General features: G+C 74.0%; 13 protein-coding genes. 6 read left to right on the forward strand and 7 right to left on the reverse strand.

The features are described 5' to 3' along the window. Positions 1-768 precede the first annotated feature (768 nt). Complete coding sequence (gene mshD / locus ABZ822_RS29230; RefSeq protein WP_360860910.1) at positions 769-1,647, reverse strand: mycothiol synthase; 879 nt, start codon at positions 1,645-1,647, stop codon at positions 769-771. Between the two features lie 488 nt (positions 1,648-2,135). Between mshD and ABZ822_RS29235 the strand changes: the two genes are divergently transcribed. Together ABZ822_RS29235 and ABZ822_RS29240 are read left to right on the forward strand one after the other, a co-directional pair. Next, positions 2,136-3,944, forward strand: a complete 1,809-nt coding sequence (locus ABZ822_RS29235) for a bifunctional metallophosphatase/5'-nucleotidase (RefSeq protein ID WP_360860782.1) — start codon at positions 2,136-2,138, stop codon at positions 3,942-3,944. 275 nt (positions 3,945-4,219) lie between these two features. Then, positions 4,220-5,635 carry an RtcB family protein gene (locus ABZ822_RS29240; protein WP_360860784.1) on the forward strand — a complete coding sequence of 472 codons (1,416 nt, stop codon included), beginning with the start codon at positions 4,220-4,222 and terminating at the stop codon, positions 5,633-5,635. 32 nt (positions 5,636-5,667) lie between these two features. Here ABZ822_RS29240 and ABZ822_RS29245 read toward each other — a convergent pair whose 3' ends face one another. Then, positions 5,668-6,147 carry an archease gene (locus tag ABZ822_RS29245; protein WP_360860786.1) on the reverse strand — a complete coding sequence of 160 codons (480 nt, stop codon included), beginning with the start codon at positions 6,145-6,147 and terminating at the stop codon, positions 5,668-5,670. 148 nt (positions 6,148-6,295) lie between these two features. On the opposite strand from ABZ822_RS29245, the gene ABZ822_RS29250 reads away from it, so the two are divergent. Continuing rightward, positions 6,296-7,813 carry a DUF2993 domain-containing protein gene (locus ABZ822_RS29250; protein ID WP_360860788.1) on the forward strand — a complete coding sequence of 506 codons (1,518 nt, stop codon included), beginning with the start codon at positions 6,296-6,298 and terminating at the stop codon, positions 7,811-7,813. Between the two features lie 116 nt (positions 7,814-7,929). On the opposite strand, the gene ABZ822_RS29255 is transcribed toward ABZ822_RS29250, so the two are convergent. The 5 genes from ABZ822_RS29255 to ABZ822_RS29275 form a co-directional block, all read right to left on the reverse strand. Further along, positions 7,930-9,432: a HAMP domain-containing sensor histidine kinase gene (locus ABZ822_RS29255; protein WP_360860790.1), complete on the reverse strand. Its 1,503-nt coding sequence runs from the start codon at positions 9,430-9,432 to the stop codon at positions 7,930-7,932. Continuing rightward, positions 9,429-10,160 carry a response regulator transcription factor gene (locus ABZ822_RS29260; RefSeq protein WP_360860792.1) on the reverse strand — a complete coding sequence of 244 codons (732 nt, stop codon included), beginning with the start codon at positions 10,158-10,160 and terminating at the stop codon, positions 9,429-9,431. The genes ABZ822_RS29255 and ABZ822_RS29260 overlap by 4 nt, the downstream gene beginning before the upstream one ends. A gap of 90 nt (positions 10,161-10,250) precedes the next feature. Beyond that, a complete protein-coding gene (locus tag ABZ822_RS29265) occupies positions 10,251-11,375 on the reverse strand; it encodes a trypsin-like peptidase domain-containing protein (protein ID WP_360860794.1) in 1,125 nt (374 codons plus the stop codon). A gap of 225 nt (positions 11,376-11,600) precedes the next feature. Next, positions 11,601-12,623, reverse strand: coding sequence for a LacI family DNA-binding transcriptional regulator (locus ABZ822_RS29270; protein ID WP_360860796.1), 1,023 nt, complete (start codon positions 12,621-12,623; stop codon positions 11,601-11,603). A 24-nt stretch (positions 12,624-12,647) separates the two neighbouring features. Then, positions 12,648-13,484: a response regulator transcription factor gene (locus ABZ822_RS29275; protein ID WP_360860798.1), complete on the reverse strand. Its 837-nt coding sequence runs from the start codon at positions 13,482-13,484 to the stop codon at positions 12,648-12,650. A 285-nt stretch (positions 13,485-13,769) separates the two neighbouring features. Here ABZ822_RS29275 and ABZ822_RS29280 point away from each other — a divergent pair, with 285 nt between their 5' ends. The 3 genes from ABZ822_RS29280 (at position 13,770) to ABZ822_RS29290 (ending at position 16,877) form a co-directional block, all read left to right on the forward strand. Continuing rightward, positions 13,770-14,819: an alpha/beta fold hydrolase gene (locus tag ABZ822_RS29280; protein WP_360860800.1), complete on the forward strand. Its 1,050-nt coding sequence runs from the start codon at positions 13,770-13,772 to the stop codon at positions 14,817-14,819. 248 nt (positions 14,820-15,067) lie between these two features. Then, complete coding sequence (locus ABZ822_RS29285; RefSeq protein ID WP_360860912.1) at positions 15,068-15,313, forward strand: MoaD/ThiS family protein; 246 nt, start codon at positions 15,068-15,070, stop codon at positions 15,311-15,313. 10 nt (positions 15,314-15,323) lie between these two features. Beyond that, a complete protein-coding gene (locus ABZ822_RS29290; protein WP_360860802.1) occupies positions 15,324-16,877 on the forward strand; it encodes a hypothetical protein in 1,554 nt (517 codons plus the stop codon). The last annotated feature ends 33 nt before the right edge of the window (positions 16,878-16,910 follow it).

Genomic DNA, 16,910 nt, shown 5'->3' on the forward strand with positions numbered 1-16,910 from the left:
CCCGCACCCGCAGTGACGGCCGGTGACCGGCCGGGAGCTGGGGCGGCGCGGGCCCGCCAGGGCGCCGGCCCGGCTGGACTTCCGCCGTCCCGCGAGGAGCGGTTTCGCCTCGCGCCTGCGGCGCACAGCCGAGCATCGGGACAGGCACGGGGCCGGTGACGGCCCGCACCCGCAGTGACGGCCGGTGACCGGCCGGGAGCTGGGGCGGCGCGGGCCCGCCAGGGCGCCGGCCCGGCTGGACTTCCGCCGTCCCGCGAGAAGCGGTTTCGTCTCGCGCCTGCGGCGCACAGCCGAGCATCGGGGCAGGCACGGGGCCGGTGACGGCCCGCTCCCGCAGTGACGGCCGGTGACCGGCAAGGTCACAACAGGACCGGCCCAACTCCCGGCCGTCCCCCGAGCACCCGTTGCGAAAATACTTGCCTCAAGTCAAGCATTCTGAAAACACCCCCCGGAGACCTCCCGGACACACCAACCACCCGTGCCAAAACCCATGGGACGGCCGCCCCCGGAGACCTCCCGGACACACGAACCGCCTGTACCGCAACCATGCGACGGCCGTCCCCGGACACCCAGCTCAGCCGACCTCCGCCCCACCCCCAATGCTCCAAAACCACCCACCGGCCAGCACCCGGCCACAACCCCCAGACCCCCATACCGCCAGACGCCCACGCCCTCAGGCCCCAACGCGCAGGCCCCAACGCGCCGCCAGGCTCCGCAGCTCCGCAGCTCCGTGGCTCCGCAGCTCCGCGCCCACACCCACCCCGCGGGCTAGGTCTCCGTGCGGTACATCAGGTCCGTCTCGTGCGTGACGAATCCCAGGCGCTCGTAGACCTTCACCGCCGGGGTGTTGTCCGCGTCCACGTAGAGCATCGCGGTGGGCAGGGCCTGGGCCTCCAGGTGCCTGAGGCCCACCGCCGTAAGGGCCTTGCCCAGGCCGCCGCCCTGCTCGCCGGGGACGACGCCCAGCACGTACACCTCGCCCAGCTGCTCCTCGGCGTGGATCTTCGTCCAGTGGAACCCGACGACGCGCTCGCCCTCCGGCTCCTTCCGTACCGCCAGGAAGAAGCCTCGCGGGTCGAACCAGGGCTGCCCCGTGCGGTCGTCCAGGTCCCGCTGGGTGAGCGTGCCCTGCTCCGGGTGGTGGGCGAAGGCAGCGGCGTTGGCGGCCAGCCACGCCGCGTCGTCGTCACCGGGGCGGAAGGTCCGCACGGTCACGCCCTCCGGCAGCACCGGCTCCGCCAGGTCGAGTCCGGCCAGCGGGCGCCGCATCTGCCGCAGCTCACGGAAGAGCGAGAGCCCGAGCACCTGCGCCAGGTGGCGCGCCGCCGGGTGGCCGCCGTGCGCCCACAGCCGCAGCCGCTTGCCCGAGGTCTCCAGGAGCGCGCTGCCCAGGGCCCGTCCGTGGCCGCGCCCGCGGCGCTCGGGGCGTACGACCAGCTCGGCCGCCGGAGCCTCGACCGGGTCGGTCTCCTCGAGCTGGGCGTAGCCGGCGAGGAGGCGGCCGCCCTCGCCGTCGTCCTCGTGGAGCAGGAGGTGCCGTACGCCCTCGCGCGGGCCGCCGCGGAGCTGGAGCCGGCCCTGTTCGGACACGGCCTGCTGCCCGTCGACGCGGGCCGCCTCCTCGAGCAGTTCCAGGACCTCCGGCATCGCCTCGGGCCCGACCTCGTCGAGGATCTCGATGCTGCGCGCGGCACCCGCACCGTCCACCAGATTGCTCATGACCAGAGCCTACGACCCGGTGCCCCGGAGGCGGACCACCCGGGCAGGGACGGGATGAGGAATCCGCGGGAGTGCGGGCCACCGGACGGGCGTTCGCGGCCTGTACGCGGGAGGGCGGGCCTTCACGGTGGCCGGACGGACGTGGCCGCGGAACGGGCGGTGCCACGGCGCGGACGGGCGGGACGGGGCGCGGACGGACGGTGCCTCGGCACGGACGGACGGGCGGGCGCCCGCCGTTCGGACGTACGGCTTCGCCGCATTCGTCACCATTGCCCCACCAAAGCGGACGATGATCTCCCCAGGTGCAATGTGCTCGTTACCTCAACAGTCCTGACACGCTACGCGCGTTGACCGTAGGCTGCCCCCGACCCGGAACCGTCGTTCCGCTGCATCTCGCTGTCACAGAAGGGGAACCCATGCCAGCGACACCACAACGTCGCCGCGCCGTCCGCCGGTTCGCGGTGGGTGCCGCCGCGCTGGCTGCCGCGGCCGGCATCCTGACCGCCGCCCTGCCGGCCGGAGCCGAGACCACCGACCGCCACGGCAAGGGCCACGGCCGCACGGTCGACGTGCAGTTGCTCTCCTTCAACGACTTCCACGGCAACCTGGAGCCCCCGGCCGGGTCCTCGGGCCAGGTGACCGAGCACAACGCGGACGGCAGCACGACGAAGATCGACGCGGGCGGCGCGGAGTACCTGGCCACCTCGCTGCGCAAGGCGCGCAAGGGCAACCCGTACAGCGTCACCGCCGCCGCGGGCGACATCGTCGGCGCATCGCCGCTGGTCTCCGGGCTCTTCCACGACGAGCCGACCGTCGAGGCGATGAACAAGCTCGACCTGGACGTCACCGGCGTCGGCAACCACGAGTTCGACGAGGGCCGGAAGGAACTCACCCGCCTCCAGAAGGGCGGCTGCCACCCGAAGGACGGCTGCTTCGAGGACGGCAAGGTCTTCAAGGGCGCCGACTTCCCCTACCTCGCGGCCAACGTGACGGACGAGAAGACCGGCAAGCCGATCCTCAAGCCGTACACGATCTGGAAGAAGCGCGGCGTCAAGATCGGCTTCATCGGCGTGACCCTGGAGGGCACCCCGGACATCGTGTCCGCCGAGGGCGTCAAGGGCCTCAAGTTCCACGACGAGATCAAGACGGTCAACAAGTACGCCAAGGAACTGCAGAAGCGCGGCGTGAAGTCGATCGTCGCTCTCATCCACGAGGGCGGGACTCCCAAGTCGCCCGACTACAACTACGACTGCGACAGCCCCGGTCCGGGCGACGGCATCTCCGGCCCGATCTCCGCCATCGCCAAGGGCATCTCGCCGAAGGTCGACGCGCTGGTCACCGGCCACACGCACCAGGCGTACGTGTGCACGATCCCGGACCCTGACGGCAACCCGCGGATGGTCACCTCCGCGGCCTCGTTCGGCAAGCTCTACACCGACACCACGCTCACGTACGACCGCCGCACCGGGGACATCGTCCGCACCAAGGTCGGCTCCGCCAACCACGTCGTGCGCCGTGACCAGCCCAAGGCCGAGGACATGACCTCGCTGATCAAGCGCTGGAACAAGCTGGCCGCGCCGATCGCCAACCGCCCCATCGGCCACATCTCCGCCGACATCCCGGGCCGCGGCGCCACCACGCCCGAGACGCCGCTCGGCGACCTGATCTCGGACGCCCAGCTCGAGGCGATGGCCCCGGACGACCAGGGCGGCGCGCAGATCGCGCTGATGAACCCCGGAGGCGTCCGGTCCGACCTGGTGCACAAGGCGTCGGGCGACGAGGGCGACGGCGTGGTGACGTACGGCGAGGGGTTCACCGTCCAGCCGTTCACCAACATGATGACCGCGATCGACCTCACCGGTGAGCAGCTCATCACCGCCCTGCAGCAGCAGGTCAGCGGCGCCAACGAGGCGTCGCCGAAGATCCTTCAGGTCTCCAAGGGCTTCACCTACACCCTGGACATGACGAAGTCCGGCGCTGACCGCGTCGTGAAGGACTCGGTGAAGCTCGACGGCACGAAGATCGACCCGGCGAAGACGTACCGCGTCGCGATGAACGAGTTCCTCTCCGGCGGCGGCGACGGCTTCGCGGCCTTCAAGGAGGGCAAGGACAAGTTCGTCGGGAAGTCCGACCTGGAGGCGCTCATCGCGTACTTCGGCGAGCACTCCTCGGCCTCCGACCCCCTGGACCCGCCGAAGGCGGACCGCATCGAGGTCAAGAAGTAACCCGGCCGGGCGACGGGACGGGCCACGACCCGTCCCGCGCCCCGGCCGCTCCGAACCACCACGGCATCACCGGCCACGGCCCGGCGGGACACCACCCCGCCGGGCCGTCGTCATGTCCGCACGACACTCCGGCCCTCGCAGGGGTCCCGTCCGGCGCATGGCCCGCGCCGTCGCGGGCACCCCGGAAGGGAGCCCGTACCCGACCGGGCCGCACCGCCCCGTCCCGCGGCGTTCCGCGCCGGGACGCAGGTGACGGCCGGAGTCATGGACGTGCCATGGACATCGTGGAGGAGACACCGCACCGCTTCCGGATCGACCGCCACGGCCCCATGCGGGTGCCGGGCGTCGTGTTCGCCTCGCGCGACCTGCTGCCGCGAGGCGGCGAGGCCCTGGAGCAGGTCGTGAACGTGGCCACGCTGCCCGGCATCGTCACCGCGTCGTACGCGATGCCCGACGTGCACTGGGGCTACGGCTTCCCCATCGGCGGCGTGGCGGCCACCGACATCGACCGCGGCGGGGTCGTCTCGCCCGGCGGCGTCGGATTCGACATCTCCTGCGGGGTACGGCTGCTGGCCGCCGGCCTGACCGCGTCCGAGCTGACGCGGCCGGCCCTGGAGCGGCTGATGGACGGGCTCGGCCACGCGACCCCGCGCGGCATGAGGCGCGGCGCCGTCTGGCACCTCTCCGGTCCCGGCGAACTCGAGAAGGTCCTGACCGGCGGCTCCCGCTACGCGGTGGAGGCCGGGCACGGCGAACCCCGCGACCTGGAGCGGTGCGAGGACCGCGGCGCGGTCTCCGACGCCGACCCGGGGCAGGTGGGCGTGCGTGCCCTGGACCGCGGCCTCGGCCAGGTCGGCAGCCTCGGCTCGGGCAACCACTTCCTGGAGGTGCAGCAGGTCGACGAGGTCTACGACGACGCCGCGGCGGCGGCGTTCGGCCTGCGGAGGGGCCAGGTCTGCGTCATGATCCACTGCGGTTCCCGCGGCCTCGGGCACCAGATCTGCACCGACCACGTCCGGGCCATGGAACCCGACATGGCGCGCCACGGGATCGAGGTGCCCGACCGGCAGCTCGCCTGCGCGCCCGTCGGCTCACCGCGCGGCCGTGCCTACCTGGGGGCGATGGCCGCCGCGGCCAACTACGCGCGCGCCAACCGGCAGTTGCTCGCCGACGCCGCCCGCCAGGTCTTCGCCAAGGTCACCGCGTCCCCCCTCGACCTGGTCTACGACATCTCCCACAACCTCGCCAAGACGGAGACCCACGGCGTCGGCGGCGAGCCGCGGCGGCTGTGCGTGCACCGCAAGGGCGCGACCCGGGCGCTGCCGCCGGGCCACCCCGAACTGCCGCCCGGGCTGGGCCCGTTCGGGCAGCCGGTGCTGATCCCGGGGACGATGGGCACGGCCTCGTACGTGCTGACGGGGGTGGCGGGCGGACCGGCGTTCGCGTCCACCTGCCACGGCGCGGGCCGGGTGCTCAGCCGGCACGCGGCGGTCAGGACGGTGCCGGGCAAGGAGCTGCGGGACCGGCTGGAGCGGAAGGGGATCGCCGTACGGGCCGGCTCCTGGCGGGGGTTGGCGGAGGAGACGCCGGAGGCGTACAAGGACGTGGACGCGGTGGTGGGGACGAGCGAGGCGGCGGGGCTCTGCCGGAAGGTCGCCCGCCTGACCCCGCTGGGCGTCGTGAAGGGCTGAACGACCTTACGACGCGGTCGGGGCGGCCGCGGTCAGACGTCCACCGTCACTCCGCACGACCAGCGCCCGTGCTCCGCAGCGAAGCGCAGCCCCTGCAGGGCCACGGCCTTCGGCTGTGCGCCCACCGCCCGTACGTGCTCGGCGTCGGTCACGGCGAACCGCAGGTACAGCGCGCCGTCACCCGGCCCGGCCTCCTCGTCACCGCCCTCCGCTCCCTGTTCCGCGCCCATGGAGGCCGCCGCCTCGACGTCGACCGGGACGTCACCGTGCACATCCAGCCGATAGATCACCTCGTCCAGGACGGCGAGCAGCAGGTCCTCGGCCGGCCCTTCGGGCACGGAGAAGGCCACCAGGCGTTCGGGCCGTACCCCCGACACGTCGGCGAACGACTCCACGAGTCCGAGCACGGCCTCCGCGATGCACTCGTCGCGCGTCGGCGCCCATGCCTCGAGGCGGATGTCCGCGGTGTGGGGGACCGCGCGGTGGCCGCGCGGAGGCATCGGCGTCGTCATCGAGGACCTCGTCGTCGTGCAGGACGGCGTGCCCGCCTTGCCGGGACGAGTCTAGTTTCGGCAGGCCGCGGTGTGATGTCGGACGCACTGGCCGACTTGAGCCCGTAGAACTTGCGGTCGGGGGTGGGCCGCGTGATCGGATGTCCCGATGCGAACCCCCACGCGCATACCCCTGCGTCACAGCGCGGCAGGCCCCTATGCGGAGCACGCTCACGAGGAGGCCCCCTATGCGGGGGACCCCAACGCGGAAGCCTCCCCCGCTGGAGCCGTGCACGCCGACGGCGGTCACGGGTATGCGCCGGCCGGCACGACCGGTGACGCCACCTCCCTCCACGGCGGTTACGCGACCGCCCCCTACGACGGTTACGCCGCCCTCACCCAGGACGGTTACGCCGCCGTCCCCCACGACCCGGGCGGAGCCCAGGCCCCCGTCGGCACGGCCGGCCCCGCCACGCCGCGCAACCCGTACGACGATCTGGCCGCGCTCGCCGATCCCGAGGAGGACTACGCGTCCTACGGCCCGGGCGGCGCCCGCGAGGACGACGACCCGCTCGGCCTCGGCCTCCGCGAGGACGACGGGGCGGAAGACGCCTGGACCGCACCCGACCACCGCAGGTCGCGCCGCCGCCGGGGACGGTTCGCCGCGCTGCCGCTGGCTTTCAAGGCGGTCGTCGCGGTGCTGGTCGCGGCCGCGTTCCTGACCGTCGCCGACCGCTGGGCGGTGCTCTACGCGGAGAACAAGGCCGAGGAGAAGCTGAAGGACTCCCTTCATCTGGCGGCGGATCCGGAGGTCGACATCCACGGCTTCCCGTTCCTGACGCAGATGGCGGGCAAGCGTCTGGACCGCGTGGATGTGGCCATTCCCGACGTCGCGGCCGACCGTGTCTCGCTCGCCAAGGTGGAGGCGTCCGCCCGGAACGTGCGGCTGACCGGCAGCCTCCCCTCGTCCATCAAGGGCGCGGTCATCGGGCGGATGGAGGGCGACGTGCTGCTCTCCTTCGACGACCTCAACCGCGAACTGGGCTCCTCCCAGGTGAAGTTCACCGAGCGGGGCCGCAACTCCGTGCGGGCCGTGGGCACGCTGCCCGTCGCGGGACACGAGCTGCGGATGCGGGCCGAGGCGCACATCCGGCGCGTCGGCGGCCGGGGCATCGAGACCGACATCACCGGGATGCGGCTCGACATCGCGGACGTGGCCACGTACAAGCCCGGCAAGAAGGCCGGGCTGCAGCTCACCCGCAAGGGCGCGGAGAAGGTCAGGCGCAACGTGGCGCAGGCCAAGGCGCTGCTGTCGGTGCCCTCACTGGCGCAGCGGTTCGGCGTGCCGCCGTCGGCCCTGGAGCAGACGCTCCGCAGTGACAAGCGGCTCAACGAGATCACCGGGTCGCCGCGCTTCGTGCAGCAGGCCATGGGGCTCAACCTCGTGGATGTGGTGGCCGATCACCCCTGGCTGCTGGAGAAGGTCGGCATCGACCGCTCGCTGCTGGCCGGGCTGACGAAGCTGACGCCCCCGGTGATCTCGGAGCGGCTCTCGCTGGCCTTCGAGCTGCCGGAGGTGCCGGGCTACGTCCGGCTGCGGAACATCTCGGTGGAGGAGGACGGCATCCGCGCCGACCTGTCCGGCATGGACCTGCCGTTCGGCGAAGCGGCCCGCCACCGGAAGTAAGGGAGAAGGAGCCCCGGGCCGGTGTGGGGACAGTACGGCACGGGGCGTCCGGCCCGGACGGCACCGCGGCAGGCGTACCCGCCCGGGACACGGCCACACCGCATGCCGTACGGGGATCAGGCGCCGGCCGGGGGGCGGTCCGTCCCCGGGATGGTGACGACCGCGACCGCACCGCCGCCCTCCGCCGGGCGCAGGGCCACCTGGCCGCCCGCCTGCGCGACCGCGCGGGCGACGATGGAGAGACCGAGCCCGGAGCCGGGCAGGCTGCGCGCCGAGGGGGACCGCCAGAACCGCTCGAAGACGTGCGGCAGTTCGTCGTCCGGTACGCCGGGCCCGTGGTCCCGTACGGTCAGCTCCCCGTCCTTGAGCGCGACCTCGACCGAACGGCCCACACCCCCGGCGGCCCCTTCACCCCCGGCCCCTTCACCCTCGGCCCCTTCGCCCTCGCCCTGCTCGTCGCCGCCGGAGAACTTCACCGCGTTGTCGAGGAGGTTGATCACCGCCCGTTCCAGCGCGGCGGATTCGCCGCGCACGTACCAGGGGTCGAGATCCGTCGTGATCGTCAGGCCCTTGCCGCGCGGCCGGGCCCGCTGGACGGCCCGGTCGGCGACCTCGTGCAGCGCCACGACCTCGCCGCCCGCGCTCCCGGCCGCCGCGTCGGGCCGGGACAGCTCCTGCAGATCGCCGATGAGCGCGGCCAGTTCGGCGACCTGGGCGCGTACGGAGTCCAGCAGCTCACGCCGGTCGCCGGGCGGCAGCGCACGGCCGGTCTCCTCGCTGCGCAGCAGGAGTTCGATGTTGGTGCGCAGCGAGGTGAGCGGGGTGCGCAGTTCGTGTCCCGCGTCGGCGATGAGCTGCTGCTGCCGGTCGCGGGAGGACGCGAGCGCCGCGGTCATCGCGTTGAACGACCGTGACAGCCGGGCGATCTCGTCCTCGCCGTCGGCCGGGATCCGGACCGCCAGGTCCTCCGTACGGGCCACGTGCTCGACCGCGTCGGTGAGCCGGTCGACCGGTTTGAGCCCGGCCCGGGCGATCCACAGCCCGGCACTCGCGGCCCCGATCACGCCGACCCCCGCGACCAGGACGAGGACGAGCGCGAGCGAGTCGAGCGAGTCGTCGACCTCGCCGAGCGGCCGGGCGACCGAGACGGCGGCGTCGGTGCCGCGCAGCGGGGTGGTCAGGACGCGGTACTCGGCCCCGTTGGAGCCCTTGACGTCGTGCACGGCGTCGTCCGACGTGCCGTTCGCGACGGCGGTGTCCTCGGGCGTCACGTCCAGCGACTGACGTCCGAGGACGACGCAGCCGGTGCCCTCGCGCGTCACCACCTGGACCGTGGACCGGAACGGGTCCTCCAGCTCCTGCTCGTTCTGCGGGGGCGGGGTGGCCCGGCAGTCGCCGGAGTCCAGGGCGGCGATGACGACGCGGTCGGGGAAGCGGCCGCGGCTGTCCCGCAGCGACGCGTCGAGCGAGTCGACCAGCGCTCCGCGCACCAGGAACCAGCACGCGGTCGCGCACAGCGCCACCGCCACCGCCACCGCGAGCGCCGCGAGGAGGGCCAGCCGCGAGCGCAGCGGCAGCCGCCGGAGCCGGCCGGCCAGCGGGGCCCTGCTCCGGCTCACGGGGTGCCGCCGTCCGCGCCGCGCAGGGCGTACCCGACACCGCGCACGGTGTGCACGATCCGCGGCTCCCCGCCGGCCTCGGTCTTGCGGCGCAGGTACATCACGTAGACGTCCAGGGAGTTGGACGCCGGCTCGAAGTCGAAGCCCCAGACGGCCTTCAGGATCTGCTCGCGGGTCAGCACCTGGCGGGGGTGGGAGAGGAACATCTCCAGCAGCGTGAACTCCGTCCGCGTGAGCTGGACCGCGCGCTCCCCGCGGGTGACCTCGCGCGTGGTGAGGTCCATCCGCAGATCGCCGAACGTCAGGACGTGGTCCGGCGGTTCGGGCACGCCGGCGCCGGCCGCGTACGAACTGCGCCGCAGCAGCGCGCGGATCCGGGCCAGCAGCTCGTCCAGCTCGAACGGCTTGACCAGGTAGTCGTCGGCGCCCGCGTCCAGGCCGGTGACGCGGTCGCCGACGGTGTCGCGCGCCGTCAGCATCAGGATGGGCACCCGTACGCCCGACGAGCGCAGCCGCCGGGCCGCGGTCAGGCCGTCCATCCGGGGCATCAGCACGTCCAGCACGACCAGGTCGGGCTCCTCGGCCGCGACCTTCTCCAGCGCGTCCATCCCGTCGACGGCCAGCTCGGTGCCGTACCCCTCGAACGCGAGGCTGCGCCGGAGTGCCTCGCGCACGGCGGGTTCGTCGTCGACGATCAGGATCCGGTGGTCGCCTTCGGCGGGACTCATGCGGGCTCGTACCTCGGTGGTCTTCGGCGGCGGGGACGGACGCTGTCAGCCTCGCACGCCGGGGGCGGCGTCGGCGGTCTGCGACGGCGGTCAGCCGCCACTGCCGCCGTCACGCAGGTCGTCGAGGATCTTCTTGACGTCGTTGACGGGGATGGCGAAGCCCAGGCCGATGCTGCCCGCGCTGCCGGACTGCGCGCCGGCCGCCGACGCCGGGGCGTACATCGCCGAGTTGATGCCGATGATCCGGCCCTGCATGTCGACCAGCGCGCCGCCGGAGTTGCCGGGGTTGAGCGAGGCGTCGGTCTGCAGCGCCTTGTACGTGGTCGTGGACTCGCCGACGTCGCCGTTGTACTGGCCGCCGCCGAACTCGAAGGGCCACCGGTCGCCGCCGCCCGGCCGGCCGCCGTCCCCGCCACCGCCGTCCTCCTTCTGCACGGTCACCTTGCGGTCGAGCGCGGAGATGATGCCGCTGGTCACGGTGCCGGACAGGCCCTCGGGGGATCCGATCGCGACGACCTCGTCACCGACCTTGACCTGGTCGGAGTCGCCGAGCACGGCGGGCTTCAGCCCGCTGACGTCCCGCGCCTTCACCAGGGCCATGTCGAGATCGGGGTCGGTGCCGACGATCTCGGCGGTGGCCGTCTTCCCGTCGTTGAACCGGATCTTGACGGACGAGGCGCCGGAGACGACGTGGTTGTTGGTCAGGATCTCGCCGTCCTCGGTGGTGATGACACCGGAGCCGGTGGAGCGGCCGCTCGGCGAGGTCGCGATGATCTCGACGACGCTCGGGCTCACGGCACTGGCGACGGATGCCGTCGTGCCGTCCGTGGAGACCGAGTTCGAGGTGACGGTCCCGGCGACGGCGCTGCTGCCGCCGGAGCCGGAGCCGGAGGCGAGACGGTCCACGAACAGCGCGGTGCCACCGCCCACTCCGGCGGCGAGGATGGCGACGGCGGCGATCAGGGCGACGGGCTTCCGCGCCCGCCGGTGCGCGCCGCCTCCCCGCCCTCCGGACCCGTAGTCGCCCGCGCCGAAGGTGTCACCCGGGCCGACGCCGGCGGCACCGCCACCGCCCGGTCCGCCCGGAGCGGCGCCGCCGCCCCCGCCCGGCCAGATGGTGACGCCACCGGGCCCGGCCACCGGGGGCTCGTACGTCGGCCGGTCCGGGATCCGCGGCCCCTGATACGGATTGCGCAACGCTTCGTTGTCGGTCATGCCACCGACTCTCACCGCCGAAGATGAGAATCCGCTGAGACCGCCCTGAGAACCGGACGAGAAGCCGCGGGCGGGCGCTCGGCGAGCACGTCACGCACGGCCGGAAGGTGGCCGGAGCACGGCCCGGACGCGGTGGGGGCAAGGCCCGGGACGCGGTCGGCGTGCGGCGTGGGCGCGGCGTGCCGCGTGCCGCGTGGAACGCCGTCGGAACTGCGGCCGGACTGCTCAGTGGCAGCCGCAGGACTTGCGGATCACCAGCCCCGACGGGAACTGCTTCAGCCGCTCCCGCCGCGACCCGGCGACCCGCAGTCCGTCGTCCAGGACCAGGTCGACCGCGGCCCGTGCCATCGCCTCGCGGTCCGAGGCGACCGTGGTGAGCGGCGGGTCGGTGAGCGCCGCTTCCTTCACGTCGTCGAATCCCGCGACGGCCAGTTCCCCGGGGACGTCGATGCGCAGCTCGCGCGCGGCCCGCAGCACGCCGATCGCCTGGTCGTCGGTGGCGCACAGGATCGCCGGCGGCCGGTCGGGGCCGCCGAGGAGGTCCAGCGCCACCTTGTACGCGTCGTAGCGGTTGTACTGGGCCTGGAAAAGGCGGCCCTCCGTGGGCCGCCCCGCTTCGCGCATCGCGCGGCGCCAGCCTTCGACATGGTCGGTGACGGGGTCGCCGCTCGCCGGGGTGGACTCCACGCCGCCGAGGCACGCCACGTAGTCGTGCCCGTGCTCCAGGAGGTGGCGGGTGGCGAGCTGGGCGCCGCCCACGTCGTCGGTCACCACGGCCACGTCGTCGATCGCGTCGGGGCGCCGGTGCAGCAGCACCACGCGGGCGTCCCAGGCGTCGATCTCCGCGGCGGCGTGCTCGCTGGGGCCCTGGCTGACCAGGATGAGCCCGGCCACGCGCATGCCGAGGAAGGCCCGCAGATAGTGGACCTCGCGCTCGTCCAGGTAGTCGGAGTTGCCGACGAGGACCATCTTTCCGCGGTCGGCGGCGGCCTGTTCCACGGCGTGGGCCATCTCCGCGAAGAACGGCTGCCGCGCGTCCGGGACGATCATCCCTATGAGGTCCGTGCGCCGGGACGCCATCGCCTGCGCAACCCGGTCGGGCCGGTAGCCCAGCTCCTTGATGGCGGCGAGAACTCGCTCGCGGGTGGCCGGCGCGACCGGCCTCGGTCCGTTGTTGATGACGTAGCTGACCACCGCGGTCGAGGTTCCCGCCAGCCTTGCCACATCGTCACGCGTCACCTTGGCCACGGCGGGCAGTCTACGCGGGATGACTCAGCCCTTGGCCGGGCGTGCGGCAACGGCTTGGGCACCGTTCCGCGACACCTCGCGCGCCTCTCCTCGTCCGGACCCGCCGGAACCCTTGCCCGCGGACCCGCCGGCCTCCGCCGCCTCGGCCTTCTCGGACCCCTTCGCGTCGCGCTCGGCGGCCCGCTCGGCCTTCTCGGGAGTGACGAAGCGGTAGCCGACGTTCCGGACGGTGCCGATCAGCGCCTCGTGCTCGGGCCCGAGCTTCGCGCGCAGACGCCGTACGTGGACGTCCACGGTCCGCGTACCGCCGAAGTAGTCGTAGCCCCACACCTCCTGGAGGAGCTGCGCCCGCGTGAACACCCGGCCCGGGTGCTGCGCGAGGTACTTCAGCAGCTCGAACTCCTTGAAGGTCAGGTCGAGCACCCGGCCCTTGAGCTTGGCGCTGTAGGTCGCCTCGTCCACCGACAGGTCACCGTTGCGGATCTCCATCGGGCTGTCGTCGGCCGTGATCTGCTGCCGGCCCATGGCCAGCCGCAGCCGGGCCTCGACCTCGGCCGGTCCTGCCGTGTCGAGCAGGACGTCGTCGACGCCCCAGTCGGCGGTGACGGCGGCGAGACCGCCCTCGGTCACCACGAGGATCAGCGGGCTGCCGGGACCGGTGGAGCGCAGGAGCTGGCAGAGGGAGCGCACCTGCGGCAGGTCGCGCCGCCCGTCGACGAGGATCACGTCGGCGCCCGGGGTGTCCACGAGCGCCGGGCCTTCCGCCGGCGCGACCCGCACGCTGTGCAGGAGCAGCCCGAGGGCAGGGAGGACTTCGGTCGAAGGCTGCAGGGCGTTGGTGAGCAGCAGGAGTGAGCTCATCGACGGCCCCCTTCTGTCGCGGGGACGTATCCGTATGTCCGGATCGTACGGCTCTGCACGCTTCGCACGCTTGGCTTGCCCATGACGTCGGTTCCTCCTCGGTCCCGTGATGGGGGCACAACCCAGTGGCCTGGGGAAGTCTGCGGCACGGCTCTGTACCGTCTGCGGCGGCGGCCCCGCTACCGGAGCACGCCCGCGCTCCTTTCGCGCACCAAGGCGCCTGAAAGCACGAAAGGACCCGGGGGCTGCACTGCCCGAGTCCTCTGGGCAGCAAGAATAGCCCACATGAGTTCCGGACCGGAGGCCGATGACGCACGAACCCGTGTTCCCTCGATCACGTCAGGTATCCGTCATGGGCACCTGCGGACGACGCTCCTGACGGACGACGGGGTGCGGATCGAGGCCGCGTACGAGCCCCGGGCGGGCGCCGGGGACCGGCCCGCGGAGGGTGCCGCGGACGGCGGGGACACGTCCCTGACGGGCGCCGAGGACGGCGGTGAGGGCGCCGGAGCGGGGCCCTCCGACGATCTGGCCATCGTGGTCGCCCACGGCTTCACCGGCTCTCTGCACCGCCCCGCCCTGCAGCGGGCGGCCCGGACGTTCGGCAGGCACGCGGCGGTGATCACGTTCTCCTTCCGCGGCCACGGACGGTCCGGCGGACGCTCGACCGTCGGCGACCGCGAGGTGCTCGACCTGGCGGCCGCGGTGCGGTGGGCCCGGTCCCTGGGGCACACGCGGGTCGCGACGGCGGGGTTCTCGATGGGCGGGTCCGTGGTGATCCGGCACGCGGCGCTCCACCGCCCCCCGCCGGCGGACGCGACGGAGACTCCCGGCGACACCGCCTCGTCCCGGCCCGGCACCCACACCGACGCCGTCGTGGCAGTCAGCGCCCCCGCGCGCTGGTACTACCGCGGCACCGCTCCGATGCGGCGGCTGCACTGGGTGGTGCAGCGGCCGGTCGGGCGGCTCGTCGGCCGCTTCGGGCTGCGCACCCGTATCCATGCGAAGGACTGGAGCCCGGTGCCGCTCTCGCCCGTCGAGGCGGTGCCGCTGATCCCGCCGGTGCCTCTGCTGATCGTCCACGGCGACCAGGATCCGTACTTCCCGCTCGACCATCCGCTCTCGCTGGCCGCGGCGGCGCCCGAGGGCGCGGCCGAGCTGTGGATCGAGGAGGGCCTGGGACACGCGGAGAACGCGGCGGAAGCCGCGCTGCTCGACCGTGTCGCGGACTGGCTGGTGGCGGCCGTCGGGCCGGGTACGGGCACGCCGCCGCCGTCGGGCCGGACCCCTCCGGGTCGGTCGCCTCGCCCCGGCAGCCCGCCGCAGACGCCATGATGGAGGGCGGCGCGCTCCGCGAGGAGCACACCGACCGCCGAGGACGGAGAACAGGAGCCCCCATGGCCGCATCGCAGGCCACGCCGCGCGCGCACGCCGCCGCGGCAGGACCGGGCGGCTCGCGGCCCGAGGGCGCGAGCACCGCCGACGGCACGACGACCGCCGCGGACGCGACGACCGCCGACGGCACCGGAACCGCCGGGAGCGCGGCGGACGCCGCCCGGTCGGGGAGCCGCGCCCACGGCACGATCCGCTACTGGGCGGCGGCCAAAGCCGCGGCCGGGACGGCGGAGGAGCCGTACGAGGCCGCCACCCTCGCCGACGCCCTCGACGCGGCGCGCCGACGCCACAGCGAGCGGCCGGAGTTCGCCCGCGTACTCCTGCGCTGCTCCTTCCTCGTCGACGGGACCCCGGTCGGGACCCGCAGCCATGGGACGGTCACACTGGCCGAGGGCGGCACGGTCGAGGTGCTCCCGCCGTTCGCAGGAGGGTGAGCGCGACGCGATGAACGACCAGCCGCAGAATCCGAACGGGCCGTACGGACAGCACGATCCGTACGGCTCCCGTCCGGGCGACCCGCACGCGCAGCCCCCGCAGCATCCGCAGCACCAGCCGCCGTACGACGCCCACCACGCCCACGGGGCCGGGGCTCACGGGGCCGGGGCTCACGGGACCGGGGCTCACGCAGCCGGACCCCACGGGGCCCATGACCCGTACGCGCAGCAGGCCCAGCAGCCGGTCCACCCCGGACCCCAGGGCGCGAACTGGCCGCGGCCGGGCGCACCGGGCGGGCAGCACATGCCCGAGGATCCGCAGACGCAGACCTGGCGCGGCCCGACGTACCAGGACAGCGGGCAGTACCAGCATCTGCCGCCGTACCAGCAGCAGCCCCAGGGCCCCGGCCCCCTCCCGCCGGAGCAGCCCGCACCGCACCACCCGCCGATGCCCGGCCACCCCCACGCCGCGGGGCCGGGCGCCCCCGGTCCGCTGCGGGCCGCAGGTCATCCGCAGGCGCCCGGCTACGCCCAGGCGCCGGGCCGTACGCACGCGCCTGGCCACGCGCCCGCGCCGGGCCACCCCCAGGCGCAGGGCCACGCTCCCCATCCCTCCGCGCAGCCCCAGGCCCCTGGCCACGCACCGGCGCCGGGCCCCGGCCACCCCGCCGCGACGTGGGAGCACTCCGACAGCAAGGGCGGGGGCACAGGTGTGGGTGCAGGCGCGGGGGGCGCTCCTGCCGCCACCGCAGCGCCCGTCCTCCCGACCCCGTCGGACGCTTCCCTCACGCCGGCCCAGCGGGCACGGGCGGAGGGGCGTTCGCCGATCATTCCGCCGGGGATGGAGCCCGCGCTGCTCACCGCCGCGCTGTCGGCGCTGCTGGCGCTCGCAGCGCTGGTGCACGGACCGTTCGGCCCCTTCGCACTCGCCGTGCCGGTCGTCCTGCTGCAGGCACTGACGGCTGCGGGCTGGTACCGGCTCAACGGCATGTGGCCCGCCCGTCAGGGCATCGCCCTCGCGTTCGCGGGCGGCCTCGCCACCGACATCGCGCTCCTGTCGACCGCGCGCCAGTACGCGCCGACGGTCGCGCTCGGCACCCTCGGCGTCTGGTGTCTGCTCGTCCTGGTCCTCCAGCTCCGCAACCACAGTTCGGCGGACGAGCGGCTCTACGCGCTGACCGCCGGCATCGCGTCCAGCGCCTTCACCGTGCTCGCCGCCGGCCATCTCGCCGCCGTCGACGTCTCCTCCGACGCCGTCGTCGTGGGTGCGGCAGCCGTCGCCGTGGCCACGCTGACCCGCGCGCTGGGCCTGCCGCCGTACGTCTCCCCCGCAGCCGCGCTGGTCGCCGCCGCGGGCGTGGGCATCGTGGCGGGCGGGGCGACGGGCGTCGGCGGCGCCGCGGCAGCGCTGCTCGGCGCGGTCGCGGGCGGCTGCGCCCTGATCGGTCTGCGCGTGGCGAGTTACGACTACCCGTCGCGTTTCGTCCACCTGACCGCGGGGGTCGCGCTGCCGCTCGCCGTGGCCGCGCCCGCCGTCTACGTCCTGGGCCGGGCCCTGGGCTGACGCCCACGGGCCCGCCGCCCGGGCGCCCTTGAC

Origin of the sequence: Streptomyces sp. NPDC047108 (assembly GCF_040643575.1) — a bacterium.
GTDB lineage: Bacteria > Actinomycetota > Actinomycetes > Streptomycetales > Streptomycetaceae > Streptomyces.

Coding starts and splice junctions, on each gene's coding strand:
- mshD (WP_360860910.1), bottom strand. CDS start 1,647: ATGCCGGAGGTCCTGGAACTGCTCGAGGAGGCGGCCCGCGTCGACGGG.
- ABZ822_RS29290 (WP_360860802.1), top strand. CDS start 15,324: ATGAACGACCAGCCGCAGAATCCGAACGGGCCGTACGGACAGCACGAT.
- ABZ822_RS29245 (WP_360860786.1), bottom strand. CDS start 6,147: ATGACGACGCCGATGCCTCCGCGCGGCCACCGCGCGGTCCCCCACACC.
- ABZ822_RS29275 (WP_360860798.1), bottom strand. CDS start 13,484: ATGAGCTCACTCCTGCTGCTCACCAACGCCCTGCAGCCTTCGACCGAA.
- ABZ822_RS29240 (WP_360860784.1), top strand. CDS start 4,220: ATGGACATCGTGGAGGAGACACCGCACCGCTTCCGGATCGACCGCCAC.
- ABZ822_RS29235 (WP_360860782.1), top strand. CDS start 2,136: ATGCCAGCGACACCACAACGTCGCCGCGCCGTCCGCCGGTTCGCGGTG.
- ABZ822_RS29250 (WP_360860788.1), top strand. CDS start 6,296: ATGCGAACCCCCACGCGCATACCCCTGCGTCACAGCGCGGCAGGCCCC.
- ABZ822_RS29260 (WP_360860792.1), bottom strand. CDS start 10,160: ATGAGTCCCGCCGAAGGCGACCACCGGATCCTGATCGTCGACGACGAA.
- ABZ822_RS29280 (WP_360860800.1), top strand. CDS start 13,770: ATGAGTTCCGGACCGGAGGCCGATGACGCACGAACCCGTGTTCCCTCG.
- ABZ822_RS29265 (WP_360860794.1), bottom strand. CDS start 11,375: ATGACCGACAACGAAGCGTTGCGCAATCCGTATCAGGGGCCGCGGATC.